At 61.5% G+C, this 21,802-nt stretch carries 24 protein-coding genes; 10 read left to right on the top strand and 14 right to left on the bottom strand.

Features of this window, described 5'->3' with window-relative positions; all coding sequences use genetic code 11:
* The first annotated feature begins 118 nt into the window (after positions 1-118).
* The 4 genes from AC07X5_RS22520 to AC07X5_RS22505 all read left to right on the top strand — a co-directional run bounded on the left by AC07X5_RS22520 (position 119) and on the right by AC07X5_RS22505 (position 2,614).
* Positions 119-673: a hypothetical protein gene (locus AC07X5_RS22520; protein WP_494771908.1), complete on the top strand. Its 555-nt coding sequence runs from the start codon at positions 119-121 to the stop codon at positions 671-673.
* Positions 674-1,143: 470 nt separating this feature from the next.
* On the top strand, positions 1,144-1,812 hold the full coding sequence (gene tnpC / locus AC07X5_RS22515; RefSeq protein WP_494771907.1) for an IS66 family transposase: 669 nt from the start codon (positions 1,144-1,146) through the stop codon (positions 1,810-1,812).
* Positions 1,809-2,312 (top strand): hypothetical protein, encoded by a 504-nt coding sequence (locus AC07X5_RS22510; protein ID WP_494771906.1) that lies wholly within the window; start codon positions 1,809-1,811, stop codon positions 2,310-2,312. The genes tnpC and AC07X5_RS22510 overlap by 4 nt, the downstream gene beginning before the upstream one ends.
* Positions 2,313-2,404: 92 nt before the next feature.
* Entirely contained in the window at positions 2,405-2,614 is a 210-nt protein-coding gene (locus tag AC07X5_RS22505) for a hypothetical protein (protein WP_409956238.1), read from the top strand.
* Positions 2,615-2,976: 362 nt separating this feature from the next.
* On the opposite strand, the gene AC07X5_RS22500 is transcribed toward AC07X5_RS22505, so the two are convergent.
* Positions 2,977-3,276: a hypothetical protein gene (locus AC07X5_RS22500; RefSeq protein WP_494771905.1), complete on the bottom strand. Its 300-nt coding sequence runs from the start codon at positions 3,274-3,276 to the stop codon at positions 2,977-2,979.
* A gap of 178 nt (positions 3,277-3,454) precedes the next feature.
* Between AC07X5_RS22500 and AC07X5_RS22495 the strand changes: the two genes are divergently transcribed.
* Positions 3,455-3,691, top strand: coding sequence for a hypothetical protein (locus AC07X5_RS22495; protein WP_494771904.1), 237 nt, complete (start codon positions 3,455-3,457; stop codon positions 3,689-3,691).
* Positions 3,692-4,312: 621 nt separating this feature from the next.
* Here AC07X5_RS22495 and AC07X5_RS22490 read toward each other — a convergent pair.
* Positions 4,313-4,570 (bottom strand): hypothetical protein, encoded by a 258-nt coding sequence (locus AC07X5_RS22490; RefSeq protein ID WP_409956235.1) that lies wholly within the window; start codon positions 4,568-4,570, stop codon positions 4,313-4,315.
* A gap of 434 nt (positions 4,571-5,004) precedes the next feature.
* On the opposite strand from AC07X5_RS22490, the gene AC07X5_RS22485 reads away from it, so the two are divergent.
* The 3 genes from AC07X5_RS22485 (at position 5,005) to AC07X5_RS22475 (ending at position 6,707) form a co-directional block, all read left to right on the top strand.
* On the top strand, positions 5,005-5,682 hold the full coding sequence (locus AC07X5_RS22485; RefSeq protein ID WP_494771903.1) for a cation:proton antiporter domain-containing protein: 678 nt from the start codon (positions 5,005-5,007) through the stop codon (positions 5,680-5,682).
* 163 nt (positions 5,683-5,845) lie between these two features.
* Complete coding sequence (locus AC07X5_RS22480) at positions 5,846-6,343, top strand: ATP-binding protein (RefSeq protein ID WP_494771902.1); 498 nt, start codon at positions 5,846-5,848, stop codon at positions 6,341-6,343.
* A gap of 70 nt (positions 6,344-6,413) precedes the next feature.
* Complete coding sequence (locus AC07X5_RS22475; RefSeq protein WP_007852765.1) at positions 6,414-6,707, top strand: hypothetical protein; 294 nt, start codon at positions 6,414-6,416, stop codon at positions 6,705-6,707.
* A gap of 21 nt (positions 6,708-6,728) precedes the next feature.
* Here the strand turns inward: AC07X5_RS22475 and AC07X5_RS22470 are convergent, their stop codons facing one another.
* The 5 genes from AC07X5_RS22470 to imuA all read right to left on the bottom strand — a co-directional run bounded on the left by AC07X5_RS22470 (position 6,729) and on the right by imuA (position 12,863).
* Positions 6,729-7,184: a helix-turn-helix domain-containing protein gene (locus AC07X5_RS22470; protein WP_494771901.1), complete on the bottom strand. Its 456-nt coding sequence runs from the start codon at positions 7,182-7,184 to the stop codon at positions 6,729-6,731.
* Positions 7,185-7,287: 103 nt separating this feature from the next.
* Positions 7,288-7,599 (bottom strand): HU family DNA-binding protein, encoded by a 312-nt coding sequence (locus AC07X5_RS22465; protein ID WP_409961014.1) that lies wholly within the window; start codon positions 7,597-7,599, stop codon positions 7,288-7,290.
* A gap of 96 nt (positions 7,600-7,695) precedes the next feature.
* Positions 7,696-10,797 carry an error-prone DNA polymerase gene (locus tag AC07X5_RS22460; protein WP_494771900.1) on the bottom strand — a complete coding sequence of 1,034 codons (3,102 nt, stop codon included), beginning with the start codon at positions 10,795-10,797 and terminating at the stop codon, positions 7,696-7,698.
* A 28-nt stretch (positions 10,798-10,825) separates the two neighbouring features.
* Entirely contained in the window at positions 10,826-12,142 is a 1,317-nt protein-coding gene (locus AC07X5_RS22455) for a Y-family DNA polymerase (protein WP_409961012.1), read from the bottom strand.
* A complete protein-coding gene (gene imuA, locus AC07X5_RS22450; RefSeq protein WP_409961011.1) occupies positions 12,078-12,863 on the bottom strand; it encodes a translesion DNA synthesis-associated protein ImuA in 786 nt (261 codons plus the stop codon). The genes AC07X5_RS22455 and imuA overlap by 65 nt, the downstream gene beginning before the upstream one ends.
* Positions 12,864-13,336: 473 nt before the next feature.
* Here imuA and AC07X5_RS22445 point away from each other — a divergent pair, with 473 nt between their 5' ends.
* The gene (locus tag AC07X5_RS22445; RefSeq protein ID WP_494771899.1) at positions 13,337-15,082 is read left to right on the top strand and encodes an exodeoxyribonuclease VII large subunit; all 1,746 of its coding nucleotides are present in this window, start codon (positions 13,337-13,339) and stop codon (positions 15,080-15,082) included.
* Positions 15,079-15,360: an exodeoxyribonuclease VII small subunit gene (gene xseB, locus AC07X5_RS22440; RefSeq protein ID WP_409961009.1), complete on the top strand. Its 282-nt coding sequence runs from the start codon at positions 15,079-15,081 to the stop codon at positions 15,358-15,360. Before AC07X5_RS22445 ends, xseB begins: the two co-directional genes overlap by 4 nt.
* Before the next feature lie 56 nt (positions 15,361-15,416).
* Here xseB and AC07X5_RS22435 read toward each other — a convergent pair whose 3' ends face one another.
* The 7 genes from AC07X5_RS22435 to AC07X5_RS22405 all read right to left on the bottom strand — a co-directional run bounded on the left by AC07X5_RS22435 (position 15,417) and on the right by AC07X5_RS22405 (position 21,749).
* Positions 15,417-15,686: a hypothetical protein gene (locus AC07X5_RS22435; protein WP_409961008.1), complete on the bottom strand. Its 270-nt coding sequence runs from the start codon at positions 15,684-15,686 to the stop codon at positions 15,417-15,419.
* A gap of 58 nt (positions 15,687-15,744) precedes the next feature.
* On the bottom strand, positions 15,745-16,095 hold the full coding sequence (locus tag AC07X5_RS22430) for a nuclear transport factor 2 family protein (RefSeq protein WP_494771898.1): 351 nt from the start codon (positions 16,093-16,095) through the stop codon (positions 15,745-15,747).
* Positions 16,096-16,323: 228 nt separating this feature from the next.
* Positions 16,324-17,343 carry a patatin-like phospholipase family protein gene (locus tag AC07X5_RS22425; protein WP_494771897.1) on the bottom strand — a complete coding sequence of 340 codons (1,020 nt, stop codon included), beginning with the start codon at positions 17,341-17,343 and terminating at the stop codon, positions 16,324-16,326.
* Positions 17,340-17,753: a hypothetical protein gene (locus AC07X5_RS22420; protein WP_494771896.1), complete on the bottom strand. Its 414-nt coding sequence runs from the start codon at positions 17,751-17,753 to the stop codon at positions 17,340-17,342. Before AC07X5_RS22420 ends, AC07X5_RS22425 begins: the two co-directional genes overlap by 4 nt.
* A gap of 143 nt (positions 17,754-17,896) precedes the next feature.
* Positions 17,897-20,242 (bottom strand): xanthine dehydrogenase family protein molybdopterin-binding subunit, encoded by a 2,346-nt coding sequence (locus tag AC07X5_RS22415; RefSeq protein ID WP_494771895.1) that lies wholly within the window; start codon positions 20,240-20,242, stop codon positions 17,897-17,899.
* Positions 20,239-21,276, bottom strand: coding sequence for an FAD binding domain-containing protein (locus AC07X5_RS22410; protein ID WP_494771894.1), 1,038 nt, complete (start codon positions 21,274-21,276; stop codon positions 20,239-20,241). Before AC07X5_RS22410 ends, AC07X5_RS22415 begins: the two co-directional genes overlap by 4 nt.
* Positions 21,273-21,749 carry a (2Fe-2S)-binding protein gene (locus AC07X5_RS22405; RefSeq protein ID WP_409960764.1) on the bottom strand — a complete coding sequence of 159 codons (477 nt, stop codon included), beginning with the start codon at positions 21,747-21,749 and terminating at the stop codon, positions 21,273-21,275. Before AC07X5_RS22405 ends, AC07X5_RS22410 begins: the two co-directional genes overlap by 4 nt.
* Between the last annotated feature and the right edge of the window lie 53 nt (positions 21,750-21,802).

Here is a 21,802-nt window from a genome sequence, read left to right as displayed (position 1 = left end):
GTCGCCACGAGGGCGCGACAAGAAGCGCCATAAAAGGCGCGATCATCAGTAGGACAATGAACCAGTGTGTGGGGTTGAACGTTCCCACGGTTGGGCTGCGACGTTCAACAATGTAGCAGTGATCGCATCGATCATTGCCAGTGCTGCTTACTTCATAATGGCCGAACTGTGGAGGGGCGACATGACAAGTGAAGTTCTAATTCTGAATAAGCGGGCAATCGTTATCGGCGCAGATAGTGCTGTGACAACCTCTGGGGGAGAGCACCCTCGCTATTCAAAGACTGCAAACAAGATTTTTGAATTAAGTCAGAACGGAAATGTAGCGGCTGCTATTTATGAGGGTGCATCGGTGGATGGAGTGCCATGGGAATTGGCTCTGAAGATATTTCGGAGTCAACTTGGTGGTGCCAAATTTGACTACGCAGGCGAATATGGTTCTGCACTTCTGACATATCTAAATGCCAATTCGAAACTGTTTCCAAAAACATTAAGAGACGCTTGGATTCAAAGTCAATTCGATGATGCACTAAAAGCCTTGTTTCAAGAGGCGGTGCGCATAGAACCAAAAGTGTTCGATAAGTCAGTTCCAGATGCTGATAGGACTCAATGTGGAATGCAGCCTCTAACGAGATCGATCGGATTCTCACTGCAAATGATGTCGCGGCGTCGTTAACGAAAGCCCCCTTGGATGCTTTGCTAGCCGATATTGAACCCTGGAGAGTAAGGGCGGAAGGTCAACTCTCACTGGTCCCTGAATTTGCCATCATTGACCCGCTAGCGCTTTCTCAACTAGCGCACAGGCTTAGATGGAAAAGTGGTCAGTGTTGTCGGTTGAATTTACCGACGGGAGAATTGTCCGTGTCGATCTCCCTGCAATCTTCGAAACCGAAGAAGAGGCGCTGACGCATGCCCGCTCTTGGGTGTGCACTCTGAGCGGACTGCCTTACGAGTAGCCCTCCACGTTTGGGGAGGAAGTGAGCAGTAAGCAGTAAATTCGTGAGGTGAAACGATGGACGGGTCGAGAATTGTTGGGGACCACCTGGTCGATTGGGCAAGTGCGCACGGCCCTACGCTGCGTTGGATGGCTGGCGTTCTTCGGCTCGAACAGCATGACCGGAACGGTGGCGCGGTGTCGCGGGCGACGTGCAACGCGGCCTGGGCCGATGGTCGGGAACGCTGCTCACCGACCGCTATGGCGGCTACGACAGCGTGATCGATCCCCGCATCCATCCCGACCGTCTCAGCGCGGGATGTGTTGCCCATGCGCGTCGGAAGTTCGATGAACTGGCTCGCGATGGCACAAGCCCAATCGGAGACGAGACGATACGGCGCTATGCGCAAATTTATGCGGTCGAGGCAGAGCTCAAGGACATGAGCGAGGGCGAGCGCAGGGCCCAGCGGCAGGAACTCGCCAAGCCGCTCTGGAACAAGCTCAAGACGTGGCTCGCACTCGAACGGCGGCTGGTCGCGGACGGTGGCGGCGCAGCGGGCGCCATCGACTACACACTGGGCCACTGGAGCCCGCTGACGCAGTACCTCGAAGACGGCGCGGTCGCGATCGACAACAACCACCTGGGACGGCAGATCAAGCCGTGGGCCATGGGGCGCCGGGCATGGCTCTTCGCCGGCAGTGAACTCGCCGGTCAGCGCACGGCCATCGTGATGAGCCTGGTGCAGTCGGCACGGCTCAACGGGCATGATCCCTGGGCCTACCTGCGCGACGTGCTGCAGCGCCTGCCGACGCAGCGCAGCAGCCAACTCGAGGACTTGCTGCCGCACCGATGGCAACCGGCGTCCGACGCGGCGCCATGACCTTGTTGACGCAGGCCGTGATGGTCCGGGCGACCATCGAGGTCAACCGCATGAGCGCGCAACAGAAGGTTGCACTGGCCGACGACATCCACGCCCGCCAGCCAAACTTGCTCGCCTCAATCCTCGTGTTGCCCCGCTACGGGGTCGACATGCTGCAGCTTGAGGTGCCAATCCACGTCTTGCTGGTTGCGTTCCAGGCAATGAAGCACTGCGGGTACGCCTTGCCAACGATCTCTGATGACGTCCAGGAAGCCTGCTTGCAACGGCTGACGGCGACGATGAGGTTCACCGAAGGCGTGCCGCCAGACCTAGTCGAGCAGATGATCACGAAGTCTTGCATCGACCACCCGGAGCGGTACCTGCTCGCGTTTGTGTACGGCCACCTGGGCGAGCACGACCTGCTGCGCGTGAGAACTGATGCCGAGAAGTACCTACTGCTGGCCTGCCTCAACCTCGTTGAATGCGTGGCCTACATCGGAGCACGCCTGCAGGCCAAATGAGCTGCATGCCCTCGATCAAGATGGGTTAACTGGACGCTCACGGTGCTTATGGCATATCGCCCGTCTCTTCGTCATCGAACATACGGAACACCATGCGAGCTCTTACCTATCAAGGCGCCAAGGATGTACGCGTCGAAACCGTTCCCGATCCCATCATGGTCACCGATGACGACATCCTACTGCGCGTGACGGCCACGGCCATCTGCGGCTCGGATCTGCACATCTACCGCGGCAAGTTCCCGGGGATGAAGGACGGACGTGCTGGATCGCTTGCCCACTCACCCGGCCAGTCGGATCGGTGAGCTGCAGCCGCATCGCTGGTCACCGCGAGCCTGACATCACAACCCTGGGCCCCACCCGTCGAGATGCCTTCGGCAGCCGCTTACACTTCAAGAGCTGACATGTACACCCAGCGCGAAGCGCATGTCTCCTGGGGCGCGAGGGCGACGCGCTGCACCTACGGTGTGAACCTGCGGCACCACCGAAACCGTGGCCGACCACGCGCAAGGAGAGCAGCCGACCCACTTCCTGTTTCAGCCGTCGCTGCCCTTCGGCTGGGCCAGGATGCGGTGCCACGGCTGCGGGGAGCATTCGGAGCGTCGGCTCCTCTTTTCAGATTGAAATTTGCGTGGTTTCAGGAACTGCAATGCGCGCGGGACTTCGTTCACCATTCCAACCACCACCAAGGGACATCATTGGCCGCGGCGCTTTCAGTGCACCGCCTGATGCCTGCGTCATCCAGTTGCCTTCGTATATCCTCGTTTTCGATGAAGACCTTGCCGTTAGCAACGGCGTACCACTGGAAGCCCTTGGTGCGTGCTCCCGCCTCTACCTGACCGCACAAAATGCCTTCGGTCGTCCAATTTCCCACGTACAGCTCGTTTTTGAAAACAGGGGACTTTGGGTTGCCCAGGCTTGCCAGCACGGGCTTGCGCAGTTCAGATACCAAGTAGGTACGATACATCGCTGCCAGACCGAAGCCCGCGACTGCCATTAACGCCACTGCCAAGACTCTACGCATTGAGGGCACCTCTCATGCCTCCATGCTAAGCAAGCTTCTGGCGCGGAATGTCGGAGAACGGAAGGAGCGTGTCGGGTGAAATTCCGACACGGCAAGGTCGAATCAGAAGTCACTCTTGTGCATGATCGAACCGAACTCGATTCTTGAGCAAATCGTAAGAAGGCAGCTTCCCGTGTTTGTGCACGAGCCACTGCACCTTTTGGCGGTGGCAGAACTAAAGGCGCAAGGGTGCCTGCAGGCATCCGAACATACGGATCATATGGGGCGGCCGGGACTGCTGGTCACTGCGTTCACTGAGAAGGTGAACGCTTGGCGCACGGCGCGAGTGGGGATTCAAGCGGCGGAAAATAACCGATAAGCGTGCATTTTTTTGCCCTATGAACCTCGCTATAGGGACGCGAAATCTGACGGTTCGTTGTCGCGCCATTGGCCGCGATGAATGCGGCGCTTGGCAGTCGCAATAGCTGTGACATTGGCCGCTTGTTCCGAGTCGTGCTTCAAAGGCCAGCCCCACATCTCGACTTCGGTGGCACCATCGTCAGCATAGAGCAGCGCTCTTGAGTGCCACATGCCGTCAGACTGTTCAACTGAAGCGGTAACGATAGTCACTCCCAAAAAACTTCCCACCATACATCCTCCATTGCTGCAGAGCCCATAGCTGCTTCGACGTTTGGCCGCCCGGCAGAGGCCCAGTCATTGCCCAAGAAAACCCCGACTCGCGACCGGGCAGTTTTTTTATTACTATGTAGTCATAGGCATTGGGTGAAAAACATGGTGCTAAGGTACTTGATGGCTTTGACGACGACAGAACTTCCCTGTGTGGTCACGAACGCTGAAGAGGTGGCACTGATAAGAGGGCTGGCAGGCTCAGGCTGGGTGCTTGCCGAGTTCAAAAGTTCATTGGATGGGGTGCAATGCGCCGAGGTGCACGCTGTGACGTGGGCGGGGCACTTCGTGCTCAAAGCACTTGCGGAGCGTGTCAGCGCACCCCCGCCTTCGGACCCGTCACTTTAGGTGTTTGGTCTGCCAGCAGACGGGAAGTTTCAAGTTTCACGAGTCGAAGATACTCGCGAAGGCGCTCGGCAGCCTCACGCTGAAGGATCTGGACTACCTTTTGCTGCGCTATTACGTCGAAAGCATCGCCATGGCGTACGGCATCGAGCACTAGAAGCGTTGCTTCTTCCACCTCGGTCTCTGCAGTGCGCCAGCGTTCAAACGCGTCGGATGCTGTTGTCATAAAGCTGCTCCCTTGGGTTGAAACCTGTCGGAAACGGCGCCATTACCGCATCAAGGCAGGAAGTATGAACTGCTACAGATCCGCTTGTCTGTGCCAGTCTGTAACCTAGTCAGCTACGATGACTTGATACTGCTGTCCCTGCACATCGTCAATTTCGAACCCTGCCACTATCGCGCCCACGTCATGGACGGACGGGAAGAGCTAGGCACCTTCGACACGATGAGCATCAGCGCCGCCGTCCGCGAGGCCGCCGGCCACGCGCTGCCTGACCTGTCCGGTTACCACGTTTGGTATGAACACGTCTGCGCTGGGAGTTGCACGCCTAGCAATATGCGCATTGACCCTGAAAGCTGGCCCAGCGGTTGATGGCCCTACATGGGCAGTTCAAGAGATGAAAACCCGTAAGTGGCGCGCGCATCCGCAGGCGAGAGGCGTTGGGGCCGGACGAATTCATAGTCCTCGGCCTCATCGCGCTGGCCTACGGTGTGACTTTGCTATGCCACGCGTACGGTTTTTTGGCCGTGTTTGCGGCGGGACTGGCGCTGAGACGCGTGGCCGCACAGCCGGTGGCTGAGGTGGCGCCGTGGCTGGTGGAAGACGCTGAGACTGTCAAGAAGCAACAAAGGGCCAAGGACGATGGGCAGGCCCCCGAGCGCTCCACCGAGACGCCTCCTATCGAAGAATTGCCCACCTACCTGATGAAATCAGTCGAGCGCTTCAACGCCCAGCTTGGACGACTTGCCGAAGTGGCAGTGGTGCTGGTAGTCGGTGCTTTGCTCACCGTGGTGGACTTTGGTGCCGAAGTACTGTGGTTTGTGCCCCTGCTGCTGTTCGTGATTCGGCCGCTATCGGTTTACGCCGGGCTGGTGGGCGTGCGGATGCAGCGCTCGCAGCGCCGTCTGATCGCCTGGTTTGGCATCCGCGGCATCGGCTCGGTGTACTACCTGATGTACGCAATCACCCACGACCTGGAACCCGTTATCGCGCAGCGGTTGCTTGCCATCACGTTGGCTGTGGTCGTGATGTCGATGTTGTTGCACGGGGTCTCGGTAACGCCACTGATGCGGCGGTACGAAAAGCGCAAGGAAGAGAAAAGTGTGGTGAATGAGTAAGGGTTCATGTGTGCGGCTTGTCTAAGCTCGGCCTGTTGATTTCCATCCAGAAATGACCTACTGGGAGTGCGGATGAAAACTTGGACTGGTTTTACGCCGCAAGTCCAAAGCTCACCCGGTATTTGATGGGGCAGAGAGAGCCGCGTTGTCTGGCGAGCAGGCCTTGCCGGACATCGAACGTGCCGAGCGATACCTCAAGCTGCACACCACCGCGCGCCCGCTGAAATGGTCGATGGAGAAATTCCGCGAGACCCGCCAGGGTCCGATGCTGGCCAAGGCGTCATCGACGTTCAGCGCACTGACGCTGGGCTCGTTCGAGCGCCTGCTGGTCGACTCTGGCGACCAGACGCCTCGGCTCTACGGTATCCGGCACGGCGGGGCGCAGGTGGAAGTCTCGGGAATGAGCGAGGGGTCCCGGGACCAGCTCTACCTGGCAGTGCGCCTGGCGGCACTTGAGCTGCAGATCGAGCAAGGGCTCAATATGCCGCTCGTTGCGGATGACCTGTTCATCAATTTTGATGACCAGCGCACGGCGGCTGGGTTGCGGGTACTTGGAGAGCTGTCGACGAAGATGCAGGTGATCTTCCTGACCCGCCATGATCACCTGGTGCCGCTGGCCAGGGAGGTGCTGGGGAGTGATCTCAACGTGGTCACACTGTGACGAGATATCGCTGAATCGCAATGGCTCGCTGGTATGCTGCCTGCGTCAAATTTTGAAGGATGAAGTGAACATGGACGCCAACGAACGCCTCGTAGCTCTGGCCCGCATGCAGGATGCATCAGACGCGTTTTATCGCAGCGCGGTCTCCATCGGCAACCATCCATTTATCGAGTTCGCTGGGCTAATGAATGAGTACATCACGGCCTGCCGGGCTGCGCACAGGGATGGGATTGATTTCACGCAATGCAATGTGCACAACGGGCAGACGTTGCCATTGCACCCAGTGATGTCGGATTACATCAATGAGAAGCTGGAGTGCATTTTCACGGGGGCGAAGGTGTTGAGCGCCGCAGCGGCAGCCTGACGTAGTGCGGCGCTCAAACCGCTATTTGCCCTCGCCTTCTGCCAGCAGGGCAAGGGCTTTGCGTTTGCCTAGGCCAAGCACCAGGCGGATGCGTTCCAGCTGCGCTGCGCGTGGGCTCGATGTGCCGGTTTCCCAACGGTTAAGAGATGCAGGTGAGGCCTGCAGCAGCGTGATCATTTCTTTCGTCGAGATGCCAAGTTCGGCGCGTTTTGCTGCCAGAGCCTCTGGCTTGAAGACCCACTTTCTGCCGCCCTTGCGTGCTGGGGCTGGCTCATCGTCAGCAGGCGCTGCAGTCTCCTTGACCACGCGCTGGGCGGCCTTGAGTTGCGACGTCAGTGACTTCACTTCACGCTTGAGCGCCGCGATCTCCGAACGATGTGACGAAAGCGCTTTGCGCATGCCCTGGAGTTCAGGCTTGAGCTCCTTGCGGGCCATGCGGACGACTTCAGAACGGAATGCATCAGAGAAGGTAGTCATGGGCGCATTGTCTACGAGCCAGTGTCAAAGAGTGGCACTGTTGCAGAAATGAAAAAGCCGCCAGGCCAATTGACCTGGCGGCATTGTTATTCGAAGCTAGAGCTTACTTGCCTGCCTTTTCGGCCTTGCGCTTGGCAGCCTTCGGATCAACCACGGCCTTGAACTTGGCGCCTGGGACGAACTTAGGCACGGTGGACGCGGGGATCTTCAGGGCAGCGCCAGTGGACGGATTCTTGCCGGTGCGTGCGGAGCGCTTGGCCGACTTGAATGTGCCGAAGCCCACCAGTTGAACGGGGTCGTCCTTCTTGACGGCGGTCTGGATGGTGTCGATCAGGGTTTCCAGGATGGCTCCGGCTGCGACCTTGGACAGGTCATGCTTGGTTGCCAGGATTTCGATGAGGTCAGCGCGATTCATACATTCCCAGGAAAAGAGTGAAGCGCGATTTATATCGCAATCGGCGCAACGGCGTGGCGATGGAGCCCGTGCCCCGAAGGCTGAGCGTAGCTTCGCTTACTTGAAATCCCGACTCTCCAATCTTCCCAGCCTGCCCAGCCACGGCGTCAGATCCACCAACCTGTCCGCAATCAGATTGGCCACCGGCCCCCGCCGCTCCCACACTCCTTTGACGGCCAGCAGCCGCGACTCCAGCAGCACCTGCCGCTGCTCATCGCGGACCGAAGACCACACGATCACCTGCACGGATCCAAACTCATCCTCAAGGCTCACGAAGATGGTTCCCTTCGCCGTCGAGGGTTGCTGCCTCAGCGTGACGATCCCCGCTGTGCGAATCACCCGGCCATCGGGGATGTGCCGCAGGTCCCTGGATGACAGCAGCTTCTTGGCAGCCATGCGCGGCCGCAGCAGTGCCAGCGGATGCCGGCGCAGCGTGAGCCCGGTGGACGCGTAGTCCCAGACGATCTCCTCGCCCTCCGGTGCCTCGGGCAGCTCCAGGAATTCTTCGTTGATCGGCGCTTCCTGCAACAGCTCGGGCGTTGAGTGCAGCCCCGCCGCATCCCACACCTGCTGGCGCCTATGCCCCGACAGGCTGAGCAGCGCATCTGCCGCTGCCAGCAGCTTCATCTCGTGCTGTTCCAGCCTGGCCCGCATGGCCAGGTCCTCCGCGCTGTCGAAGGAGCCGTTCAGCCGGGCTTCGACGATGCGTGCGGCCGAGCTGGCATGCAGGCCCGCCACCATGTGCAGGCCCAGCCGCACCGCGGGGATCGCCGGCAAGTCTTCCAGCGTGGATTCCACCGCGCTGTACATCACATCAATCCTGCGCACCTCGACCCGGTGCCGCCTGGCGTCCTGCACCAACTGGCTGGGGCTGTAGAACCCCATCGGCTGGCTGTTCAGCAGGGCAGTGAGAAATGCCGCCGGCTCATGCCGCTTGAGCCAGCACGATGCGTAGACCAGCAGCGCAAAACTCGCGGCGTGGCTTTCGGGAAACCCATACCCACTGAACCCCTTGATCTGTTGGAAGATCGATTGCGCGAACGCATCTTCATACCCCCGTGCCTTCATCCCCTCCACGACCTTGGTCTGGTACTTCTCCAGCCCCCCGCGCTTCTTCCACGCCGCCATGGCCCGGCGCAGGTCATCGGCTTCGCCCGCGGTGAATCCTGCTGCCACCATGGCCACCTGCATGACCTGTTCCTGGAACAGCGTCACCCCCAGCGTGCGGCTGAGCACCTCCTTCAACTCTTCGCTCGGATATACCACGGGCTCCAGGCCCTGTCTGCGGTTGAGGTACGGGTGCACCATGCCGCCCTGGATCGGGCCGGGCCGGACGATGGACACGGAGATCACCAAGTCATAAAAACATTTGGGTCTGAGCCGCGGCAGCATGCTCATTTGGGCCCGGCTCTCCACCTGGAACACACCCACCGTGTCCGCGCGCGAGATCATCTTGTAGGTCTCGCGGTCTTCCACCGGGATGTCCTGCATGCCGAAGTCATAGCCCCTGCGCATGCCCACCAGCACCAGCGCCTTGCGGATGGCCGTCAGCATGCCCAGCGCCAGCACATCGACCTTGAGCAGGCCCACGGCATCCAGGTCGTCCTTGTCCCACTCGATGACCGTGCGGTCCTCCATGCTCGCGTTCTGGATCGGGACCATCCGGCTGAGCAGCCCGCGCGTGAGCACAAAGCCCCCCGGGTGCTGTGACAGGTGACGCGGAAACCCAATGAGCTGGCTCGTCAGCAGGATCAGCTGCTTCACGGCCAGGCTGTTCTCGGAGAGGCCCAGTTCTTCGAACCGCTCCAGCCGCACTCCGTCCCCATCCCACCAGTGGTGCCCCTTGGCCAGGGCATCGACCGTCTCCAGGCTGAACCCCAATGCCTTGCCCACATCGCGGATGGCCAGCTTGGGGCCGTAGGTCACCGCGATGGCGGCGAGGGCTGCGCGGTCCCTGCCGTACTTGCGGTACAGGTACTGGATGACCTCCTCTCTCCGCTGGTGTTCGAAGTCGATGTCGATGTCCGGCGGTTCGTTGCGCTCCCGGCTGATGAAGCGCTCGAACAGCACCGACATGCGTTCTGGGTCCACCTCGGTCACGCCCAGGCAATAGCAGACCACGCTGTTGGCGGCAGAGCCCCGGCCCTGGCAGAGGATGTGTTCGGACCGTGCATAGGACACGATGTCGTAGACGGTCAGGAAGTAGTGCTCGTAGCGCAGCTCGCAGATCAGTTCCAGTTCGTGCTCGATCTGGGATTGCACCTTGGCGGGGATGCCACGCGGCCACCTGCGCCCAGCCCCTTCGTAGGTGGCCTGGCGCAGGTAGCTGGCGGGCGTGTGGCCCGCAGGCACGACTTCATCGGGGTACTGGTACTTGAGCTCGTCCAGGCTGAAGGTGCAGCGCTCTGCAACCCGGATGGTCTCGGCCAGGAGGTCATCGGGGTAGGTCTGCCCCAGTCGTAACCGGCTGCGCAGGTGCTGCTCCGCGCTGCGCTGCAGGTCGTAGCCGCATTCCGTGAGCGGCCGGCCTACGCGCGTGGCGGTCAGCACGTCCTGCAGCGGCTTGCGGCTGCGGATATGCATGTGCACGTCGCCCATGGCCACCAGCGGAATGGCGGTGAGGACGGAGAGGGTGCGCATGCGGTGCAGCCACAGTTCGTCGTCGATGCGGCGGTTCAGTTCCACGCCGATCCAGATCCGGCCGGTGAAGCGGGTCAGTGCCCAGCGGCCCAGCTCCTCCAACTGCGCATCCGTGGCCGCGCGCGAGGGCGTCACCATGACCAGGCAGTGCGCCAGCGCCTCGCCCTCGATGTCTGCCCGGTTCAGCAGGTAGGAACCTTTCTCTGCCGTGCCCCGCCGCAAGCGCGTGATGAACTGGCACAGGTTGCCGTAGCCCTCCAGGTCCTGCGCCAGCACCACGAGCGTGAAAGGGCAGTCCGCCTGCACCTTGAACTGCGAGCCCACCAGCAGCTGCAGCCCTGCCTTCTTGGCGGCCACGTGGGCCCGGACCACGCCCGCCATGGTGCATTCATCGGTGATGGCCAGGGCGCTGTAGCCCAGGCCCTTGGCGCGTTCGACCAGTTCGTCAGGCCAACTGGCTCCGACCAAGAATGTGAAATTGGAAACGCAGCGCAGCTCTGCGTAGAGATGAAGGGCCATGGCGGTGATCGACAAATCGCCTCATCACTCAGGTGTAGCGCCCATGCAGAAACCAGCCCGTCTCATCATTGGCCAGTCGCCGCTGAAAAATCCACAACCTTCCTGCATGCTCACTCTGGGCAATCCAGTAGTCCCGCTGCACATTGCACTGGTCTTCCTCGGCCCCGTCCCCGACGCGGTGCCACCACCCACCCTCAACCCGGTCCGGCCCGAGCAGAAGCACAAGCGGCCCCTGGTAGATGGGCCGATTGCCGCGCTCGGCCAGGCGCAGCGGCTCGTCCAGCACCCAGTCCGGCAGTGGCAGCTCGTAGACGCCTGGCGTGGCCCGGGGCAGCGGCTCTTGCGCCCCAGGCCAGCGCTGCATCCACTCGGGCCGATGGTCCGCCCACAGTAGGGGCCGCACCACGTCATCCTTGCCAATGCGCGCCTGCACCCGCTCCAGCACCAGCCAGGTGGCCTCGCCCTGGCGGATGGTCTCGGGCAAAAGGGACTTGCTCTCCTGCTGGATGGGGATGGTCTGGCAGGCGAGCAGCTCGATGTCGCCGGCAGGGGCCAGCAGCTCCACCTTCGCCAGGTGCTCGTTCAGCAACCGGCTCAGGTGCTCCACGGACTGCGTGGGCTCGGCCGTGCCCACGGTCAGCTCGCCACCGGTGCCGGCGGTCTTGCCGCGCATGGCATCGTGGGCCCACCTCAGGGTGAATGCCGTCACACCCATGTGCCGAGCGGCCAGCCAGCTCGACATTTGCATTAGCAGCCGGCGGGCACCGTACATCAACGCAGGCGCATGCTCCACCCGATACTGAAACTCCAGTCTGGCGCTGAAGGTCTCGGGCAACTGCACCCACTCGTACACCTCCGGCCGCAGCCCATAGGCCTGGTCCAGCCTCGCGAGCAGCTCCTTGTCGAAACGCCGGCTCAACCCGCCCCGCGGCAGCTTGCGCACATCGCCCAGGGTCCTGCAGCCCAGGCGTTGCAGCGTTCCCTGGTGGGAGGCCACCGCCGTGATGGTCTCCAGCGGCAGCTTGTCCAGCAGGGAGGGCAGGGGACCCGCAAAACCATCCGACAATCCCGCGCGCATCAGGGCCAGGGCAGCGGTGGCGGATGGCGCCCAGGCAACGGCCTCCACCCCCAGCGCCGTCCCTTCGGCCTCGATACGCAAACGAAGCTGAGCCAGGCCGCCAAACAGGCGCGCACTGGCCCCCACCTCGATCAAGACAGCCTCCTCCAGTACCGCCACACGCGGTGAGTACTGCAGCGCCCATATGGCCAGAGACTGCAGATCAATGGGGGTGCAGGATTCGCGGGTGGAGCGCTGAGGTCGCAGTGCGGCCCAGATCCCGAGCATCGGGGGCCTCCTCGCGAGAAAAAGAAAGAGACGAGCGCAGCAGCCGAGGCGGCAGCACCTTGCGCAACTGGGGAGGGATGGCCTCCAGCTCCATGGCATCCGTGCACGGTGTGCCGCGGCGCTTGAGGATCTCCACGCGGATGTTCCAGCCAGTGCCCAGCGATGCCAGCACACGCAGCGGCGCAGGCGAGGCCTCCCGCCGGGCCCCCGTGGGCCGAAACAGGAACACCGGGGACTGGCAGGACTGGGCGTGCACCTGCAGGCGCCGGATCTGGTCAGCGCGCGCCTGCGGCAGCCAAGCGAAGACGGCACCCCGAGGGTTGGACTTCACCAACTGCTCGGTGATCCACAGCCGGTCGGCCGGCGCCTTGGCGCGGATCCAGACCAAGCGGTCCGGGTGCACACCGCGTTGGGCCAGGCCGCCGGCATGGGGCTGCAGGGGAGGGGACACCAGCAGGATCTGGCCATCTCCCTGCATCAGGGACGGAATGCACTCGCCCACCAGCGCCCATTCGCATAGCGGGGCCTGGGGGGACAGCACCTCGGTCAGCGATCGTGTGGGCCAGCCACCTCCAGGCAGAGAGGCATCCAGCAGCTCGAACCCCGTGGGTACCGTGGGATGGTTCTGCTGCGCCAGGTCATCGCCCATCCACAGCGACTCCCGGACGGCCGTGGGCAGATCCTGGGTGTCGAGGGGGCGAAAGGCGGGGGCGGCAGGCATGGCAAAATACTGTAATTAAATCCAGTATATGGACAAGCCTACTGACAGAAAAGAGGGTTCCGATGGCAGTTGAAGGCCATTGCCAGCCGCCCGCATCCAATTCGATAGCGGGTGAATCATGACCGGCGCGGGAGGATCAAGGGAACGAGCGCGCTGGAAAAATATTTGCGATGCCCGGCCGCCGCGTGCGATTGAAACCCTGCAGCAAGGTCAGGGTGCTCCACTGTCCCAAGTGCCGGTAGAGGCGGATTTCTGTATAAGTGTCCAACGATGGAAACTGAACGAATTGCACCTGTGAACCGCTGTGGCTACTGTGGATCGACCAACTACCGCAGGGTGGTGGAGCGCGATGGCCAGGGGGTGATGCGCTATGGCGAAAGGCTGGTCTGTTCCGGCTGCACCAGGGAGTTCGCTGACATGGGGGCCTGGCGCCAAGGCCAAGCCGACGCGCCGCCAGCTTTGCCGACGGCGGCATGAGCGACACCTATCTCGTCTCCTCCTTCGGGGACAAGGACCGCGTGAAGGCGCTCGGCGCCCGATGGGATCCGAGCCGCCGGCAGTGGTACGTGCCTGAGGGGCGCGATCTGGCACCTTTCGCGCAGTGGGTGCCGGATGGCGGTGCTGCTGCCCCCAGCACATCCACGGATCTGCTCGCGCCAGCTGCTGCCGAGTCCCATGATCTGGCCGTGCCCAGCAAAAAGGGTGTGCCACTTTCTCAACTGCTGCAGGGCGTCTCCGCAGCGGTTTCCCAGGCCTTCAAGGCCGGGGTTTGGACCTTGGTAGAGGTGGTGGACACCCGGGTGCGCAACGGCCACGTTTACCTGGAGGTGTCCGAGCGCGATGCATCCGGTGTAATCACGGCCAAAGCAAATGCCGTCATCTGGTCCAGCACGGCCAGCCAGATCCTGCCCAATTTCGAGTCAGCCACAGGTGCCCAGATCGGTCCCGGCATCAAGCTGCTCGTGCGAGCCCGGCCCGTGTTCAAACCCCAGTTCGGATTCAGCATCGAGGTCGATGCCATCGACTCCGAATACACGCTGGGCGACCTGGAAGCCCGCAAGCGGGAGATCCGTGAACGCCTGCAGGGCGAAGGTCTATTCGATCTCAACCGCCAGTTGCCAGCGCCCTGGGATTACAACCTGGTCCTGGTGGTGGCTCCTGAAGGTGGTGCCGGCCTGGGAGACTTTCAATCAGAAGCCAGTCGTCTGCAGGCCTTGGGCATCTGCCGATTTGTGTATGTGCACAGCCGCTTTCAAGGCGACGGCGCCGCAGCGGAAATCCGGCGGGCGTTGCTGGGCGCCATGGCCCGCATGGGCACAGGGGATGAAGACAGTGACCCGTTGCCTGACGCAGTGGCGATCATTCGTGGTGGCGGCGCTATCAACGACATGGCCTGGCTCAACGACTATGCCCTGGTGCGCGCCGTCTGCGAGCTTGAAGTTCCGGTGCTCACCGGCATTGGCCATGAGCGCGACAACACGGTGCTCGATGAGGTTGCGCACATCCGCTACGACACGCCATCCAAGGTCATTGCAGGGGTCGAGCGACTCATCCTCCAGCGTGCCCAGGAAGCCAAGGCGTTGTTCGCCGACGTGATCCGCGATGCGACCAAGATGGTAGGTGCGACGAGGCGTACCGTGGTGGAGCGCTATGCCGCCATTGAATCGGGAGCTCGGCAGGAGGTGGCGCGCAACCGCCAGGAGGCTCGCGGCCTGCTGGCCCAGACCCAGCTGGATGCTGCACAGGCAGTGCGTACAGCAGCGGAAGGCACGGAACGCCAGTTCAACGATGTGCGCCGTCTGGCGGCCCAGCAACTATCACAAGCGCGCAGTGCCGTGCCGGCAGCCCTGGCCGAGATTCGCGCCGAGGCACGGCAGTCGCTGCAGACCGCCCGTGCCAACATCCAGACCAACCGAGCCAATGTGCTCGACAAGGCCGCAGCCGATCTGCGCTTCGTGGGGGATGCAACCACCCGGGCATTTGAGGATGTTGCGACACGGTCCCGCCAAGCCGTGGCCACCGCCAAAACTGATACCCAGGCTCTGCTGCGCGAGATTGCAGGGCAGGGACCGGAGAAGACTTTGGGCCGGGGCTTCGCTCTCGTGCGCGACGCCGATGGCAATGCCATCACCAGCGCCACCAGCGCCGAAGCTCAGGTCACCATCCAATTCAGAGACGGAGTTCGGAATGCCCAGCTCCAAGAGGACAACAAGTTATGAGCACCACGTTCAAACAGTCGTACAGCGTCTTGCAGCGCCATGCCCAAACACTGCGGCAGCAGTCCGAGCCCAACATCGATGACCTGCTGAGCATCGTCGAGGAGTCCGTGGCCGCCTACAAGGTGTGCCAGGAGCGCATTGATGCGGTGGAGAAGGCCTTGGAGAAGGCACTGGGTGGGGCGCAACAAAAGGCCTCCGATGGCAAGGCCTCGAAATCCCGCGCCAGTGTGCCGAAGGAGCAGCAGGTTCCAGACAGCGAGGACGATATCCCGTTTTGAACGCTTCTGATGAACTGCCGCCTGATCCGTTATTTTAAGAACGATTCATTTCCAAGTCAGTTCTTGAAGAGCGCATGCAGTTCAACCAGGCGTCGCGCCAGCGCCTCGGAATCGCTTCGCATGTTGCCAACAGTCACGCTGCCAACTGAGACATGTTCGTACCAGAGGTGAACCCCCGCCAAGTCGGGAAGAGGATTCTCTGCTGCCAGGCGGATTGCGTCGGCAATGCGCGTCGTCTCATAGTCGCCCAGATGCTGCGCACCTTCCATCACGTGAGCGCGGTAGTCTCCGGATTCGATCTTGATGATGTGCAGGGTGAGCAGCATGAGGTGATAGTAACCACGCCTTTACGTTGATGCCATGCGCCCCGTTCAAGCGAGCGCATCACTCCGTGGGAATCACGAAGGCTTGCAGTTTGTCGAGCTTGCCGTCCTTGAAGCGCCAGACGTCGCTGTAGGAATGCCGCATGGGTTGGCCTGCGTCGTTCTTCAGCGTGATCTCGCCGATGGCGATGAGCCAATCGTTCTCCGCCACCATATGGTGCACCTTGAACACCGGTGGCTCAGGGTACGCAGTGGGCATCCATCGGCGAACGGCTTCCTTACCGCGCAGCGTCTGATCGCCCACGAAAGTCCACTCCGTGTCCTCAGTGCACAGGGCAAGAAAGCCTTCGAAATCGAGCTGAGAAATGGCTGCGTTGGCTTGTTTCAAAGTTTCCTTGTGTGTGTCTTGCATGCTTGTTCTCCTGCCGTGATTGATTCTCTGCTGCAACCAGTTTGGGGCACGTGGTCGCATTGCAGGCTGGTATAGGCCTACTCTCGTGGCGCGGAGGAGGCAAACTGCGATGTCCTTACATGCTCGGCGCGCCGGAGCGGTCTCCGTGATGGATGTGTTGGTGTGGCACAGTCGGCGGGCCCTCCCTTCCGCGAGTGCATATTCCCGGACTGAGGCTACCGCATCCCTTCAGCCAGCCACGCCGTATTCAGAAAGCTCCATTGTGGACTGGCGACCCAAGCTTGTCCGGTTACTCGCCAGCCAAGCCTCGCATGCACGCCGTCCATCCTCCCGCAGCATTTCGAATAGGACCCGATCCACGGTCCGCTTGATCGAGGGCTCGATTGCCAACTGGCCGGCGGGTTGGTCCGAGACACGCAGGACGTGCATGCGGATGTCTGCGCCCTCGGATACGCGCCTTGCGGCTTCAAGGTGCCGCAGCTCGGACACGAGACCGAAGATTGAAGCCAGCTCGTTAATGCGGTTGAGGATATTTCTAGCCGACATCGGCAGTTCTGTTCTCAGCATCGGCGTTAGCTCGACGAGCAGAATATCGCTGTTGCGGTTGTTGTCGTAGAGCGGGCCGAGTGCCGGGTTCGCCGCATAGCTGCCATCCCAGTAAGGTTCTCCGTCGATTTGCACCGCTTGGTAAGTCAGTGGTGCGCATGCGGAAGCCAGTAGGGCCTCGATGCTGATGTCTTTCGGGCCGAACACCCGCGCCTGACCCGTCCGAACCTGTACTGCATTGACAAACAGGAGGCTTGAAGCCCCTTCATCACGCAGTACGCCTTCATCCACAACGGTTTCAAGCACAGCCCGCAAAGGCGCCATGGCCGTGGGATTGGTCTGGTAGGGAGAGAGAATAGGCAAAGCATCGTCCCACAGGCCCATGCCGGGTTTACGAAACGGCATCAAGAAGAACGTCAGCAGGGAGCCAGCCATGGCGACTTGGTCCCAAAGACTTTGCAGGTTTTGCTTGGCGCCTGCGCGCCCACCGCGTGCCAGCCCTGTTAACAAGGCTGCTCCATTGAGCGCCCCTGCACTGCTTCCACTGATGCGCCCGATTTGGATCGACTCCTCATCGAGAAGCCTGTCCAGCACGCCCCAGGTGAACGCCCCTTGGGCGCCACCCCCTTGCAGTGCAAGATCCAACCGAATTTCGCCGCTGCTCGAAAGACGTGATCTTTTTGCCATCTTTTCCCCAATCAATGGTAGCGATCCAGCACCGCGAGTAAGGCGTTGTGCGAAGCATTGAATTCTTCGGAACCAGCAAGGTGGTGCTGGTAGTGGCTGGTGAAGGCTGCATCAGCCGAGCTATCGCTAGCGACCATGCCTTTCACCTTGCGGGCGATCACGCGTGATGCATTGGGAGAGTACTCGTTGCTGTCATCGAACATATCGAGCAGCGCAATCAGGCGCGTCAGCGCGTCAAGCCATCGCAATGAATCCGCGTATGCCAAGACTTGAATGAAGTCGACTTCGGACTGCTCGCCATGGAGCCGTTCGTACTCCACACGCTCTTTCTCAATGAGGGTTCGGTAAACGGACCGCAGCGCCTGATGCAGCTGTGAACTGCTTTTGTCGCTGTGCTCTTCCGGGCTCTGTGTGTTCGTGTTCATTGGCGTGCTATTGGCAATGAGTATTGAGGTACTGCGATGCTATGGTTGCGCTTTCGTAGCGTGTGTAGGCGCGTCACTTGTCACGCGCTTCGTGGCGATGTGAAGGAGAAGCCCACCGTCGAGATAGTGCTCAGCGCATGTACTCAAGCATGCGGCGGGCTATAAGCACTGTCCGTCTGCAGGGAAGCGTTTGGCAGCTGCATGACCTTGTCAGGTGTCATCGGCGTGCTGCGCACTCGCTTGCCGGTGGCATGGAAAATGGCATTGGAGATGGCAGCAGCCACACCCACCTGGCCGATTTCACCCACGCCCTTGGCCCCGAGGCGGCTGACGATCCTGTCGTCCTCATCTACAAAGATCACATCGATATCATGCACATCGGCCTGCACGGGGATGTGGTACTCCGCGTAGTTGTGGTTCATGAAGCGGCCGAGGGCATTGTCCGAATGCGCCTCCTCATGCAGCGCCTGGCTGATACCCCAGACCACGCCACCATAGATCTGACTGCGCGCTGTCTTGGCGTTGATGATGCGGCCTGCGGCGATCGCGCTCACCACGCGTGTCACGCGCACCGTGCCCAGCGCCTCGTCAACGCGCACCTCACAGAACACAGCGGAATGGGTCGCTCGTGAATACTTTCGCTGCTTGAGCATATGCGGCAGCATCAGGTACTTCTCCTCAAGGGGTTCACCACCAGTGGCCGCCAGAATGGCGCTCAGGGGCAGTTGTGCTCCCGCCACCCCTTTGAGGCGAACAGTGCCTCGGTGGAATTCCACGTCGGCAAAGCGCGCTTTCGCGAGGGGGGATCCATCGATCTTGCGTGCGATCTTGAACAAGGTCTTGCGCAACTTCTCGCACACACCTTCCACCGCCGATCCCACCGTGGCCACGTGCGAGGAGCCGCCCTCGATGGGCGCGACCGGCAACGTCGAATCACCCAGCTTGAACGTCACCTTCTCGAGTGGCAACCCCAGTGACGCGGCAGCAATCTGCGCCATCACGGTATAGGTTCCGGTGCCGATGTCACTGGCGGCGCTGCTCACCTCCAGCCGGCCATCAGGGTAGAGCACGGCGCGGGCCCTTGCGAACATCTGCATGGCATCCCACACGCCTGTAGCCATGCCCCAGCCAATCAGTTCGTTGCCCTCACGCATCGACCTCGGCTGAAGCGGCCTGCGGGCCCAGCCGAAGCGTTCGGCGCCTTGGGCATAGCAGGCCTTGAGTTCCTTTGTGGAATGGGGAAGGTCGGTGGATGGGTCTAGCTCCGCGTAGTTCTTCAGACGCAACGCCAACGGATCCATGCCGAGCGCGTAGGAGAGCTCGTCCATGGCCACCTCGATGGCATGCACGCCATGGGCAGCTCCCGGCGCGCGCATGTCAATGGGGCTGTAGCGGTCCAGGTCCACGAGCTTGTACTCAAGGCGCACGCTGTCGCTCGTGTACAGCTGCCCTGACCAGTTCACCACCACCTCCACGTAGTCTTCCAGTCGCGATGTCTCCGCGAAGGCCTCATGGATGATGGAGGTGAGCCTGCCGTCGCGCTCGGCGCCCAGCCTGATGCGCTGCGTGGTCTCGGGCCTGTGTCCAAACGTGAACATCTGCTGGCGGGTAAGCACCAACCGTACGGAGCACTTAGTGTGCAACGAGGCCATCACCGCCAGTATGAGGTTGTACTGAGGCCGCAGCCCAGAGCCGAAGGCGCCGCCCACAAACGGATTTTTGACGGTGAGTTTGCTTTTTCCAAGGCCGAAAACGCGCGAGACAACCCAGCGGCTGTTTTGGGATCCCTGGGTTTTGTCGTACACCGTAAGGTGGCCGTCCTCGCCGCGCACCACGGTGGTGGCGTGCATTTCCATGGGGTTGTGGTGTTCCGCGCCGCTGTAATACTGCGCATCGATTTTCACGGGCGCTGAAGCGAAGGCTGCATCGGCATCGCCCTTGGGCTTCGGTGGTGGCACATAGCCTGCCTTGAAGCCCTTAGGTTCGTGTGCGCGGTGCAGCTGCGCTAGCAGGTCTGTATCGTGTGGCTCGGCCTCGTACTCCACCCGCACCAACTGAGAGGCCTCGCGGGCCGCCTCGAAGGTCTCGGCCAGGACCACGGCGATAGGCTGACCGCTGTACAGGATGGCGCCGCTGTGCAGAGGCTTGAAGGGCGAGCCGCCCGGGGCAGTCATGTCCTTGTAGAAGATGTCCATTGACCTCTTGTGAGGTCGGTTCTCGTGTGTGATGATGTCGCGCACGCGCGGCGTGGCTCTTGCCCGTTCCAGATCGAAGCGCACGATGCGGCCCCGGGCGATGGTGCTGTTGACCACCACCGCGAACAGCATGCCAGCCACGAAATGGTCCGCCGCGTACAGCGCCTGCCCGGTGACCTTGGCGCGACCATCCGTACGCGATATGGAGTCACCGATCTGGACGTAGCCTGTCCCAGGCTCCGCCATTGGTTGCTGTGACGTGGAGAGTGAGAACGATTGCGTCGCGAATGTCATGCGTTTTGCCCCTTGTTCGCGCTGCCAAGCAGCATGCTGGTCTGGCCTGCGAGGGCCATTTCGAGTGCACGTACCACGGCGCGCTGCGCCATCGGAATCTTGAAGGCGTTGCTGCCCAATGACCTACCCTGGACCTGTGCCCCGGCTATCAGTGTCTCGGCGGCTTTGGCAAACACTGTGGACTCCGGGTGCTGCCCGTGCAGCAACACTTCTGCTTCGGGTCGGCGCCAAGGCTTGTGGGCTACCCCACCCAGGGCAATGCGAGCCTGGGCTATGCGGCCGTCCGAATCGAGTTGCAGTGCAGCGGCCACCGATACAAGGGCGAAGGCATACGAGGCGCGCTCCCGGATCTTGAGGTAGGCGCTGTGTGGCGCGAACGCCTGCGCAGGAGGCAGCTCGATGTGGGTGATCAACTCGCCCGGCTGCAGTGTATTGTCGATCTCGGGGTGGTCTTCAGGGAGGCGATGGAAGTCGACGAAAGGGATGCTGCGGCGGCCGGTGGATGATTCCACATGGACAATCGCTTCCAGTGCTGCAAGGGCCACGCACATGTCGGAAGGATGCGTGGCAATGCAATGCGCGCTTGCGCCCAGGATCGCGTGCTGGCGCGCCAGGTTTCCGATGGCCGAGCATCCGCTGCCTGGAGCACGCTTGTTGCAGGGGGTGCCGGTATCGTAGAAGTAGTAGCAGCGCGTACGCTGCAGCAGGTTTCCGCCATCGGTTGCCATATTGCGGATCTGCGGAGAGGCCCCAGACAGGATGGCGGCGGCCAGGAGGGGGTAGCCATCTCGTACCAGTGGGTGGTAGGCTGTTGCAGCATTGCGCGCGAGTGCGCCAAGAAGCAGGCCGCCGTTTGGCGACGGCTCGATGGTCGCCAGGGGAAGGGCGTTGATATCTATCAGCCGTTGCGGGCGCGCCACCCCTTCCTTCATCAGATCCAGCAGGTTCGTACCGCCCGCGATGTAAGCTGCATCGCGCCCGCGTGCGATGGCTGTTGCGGTATCTGCAGCGGCATCAAAGGTGAATGGGCTCATTGCTGCCCCCTGTCTGCAAGCGCCACTTCGACCACCGCATCCAGAATCTGTACATAGGCCCCGCAGCGGCACAGGTTGCCGCTCATGAGTTCCCGCACCTCCTCACGCGTTCGCGCACGCCCCTCGTTCATCAGCCCTCGCGCAGAGCAGAGCTGACCCGGTGTGCAATAGCCGCACTGAAAGGCGTCGTGCTCGATGAACGCCTTCTGCAGCGGGTGTAGCTCGTTGCCTCTGGCCAAGCCTTCAACTGTAGTCACACGGGCGCCATTTTTCATCACGGCAAGCGTGAGGCAGGAGTTGATGCGCTCGCCATCGATGAGCACCGTGCAGGCGCCGCATTGGCCGTGGTCGCACCCCTTCTTAACGCCGGTAAGTCCCAGCTTGTCATGCAAGAGATCCAGAAGCGTGACAGAGGGCTCAACCTCCAACGTACGAGCACGGTCATTGACCGTTAGGGAAACGGAGTGGGGCATTTGCGGAACTCTCTTTCGTGCAACGCGGGCCCCGATATTGCGAGTTGGCTGTC

Source organism: Acidovorax sp. GW458-11-26-14-TSB4 (assembly GCF_059423865.1).
The sequence above is the reverse complement of the archived record's forward strand: the minus strand, read 5'-3'. Positions and strand labels throughout refer to the sequence as shown.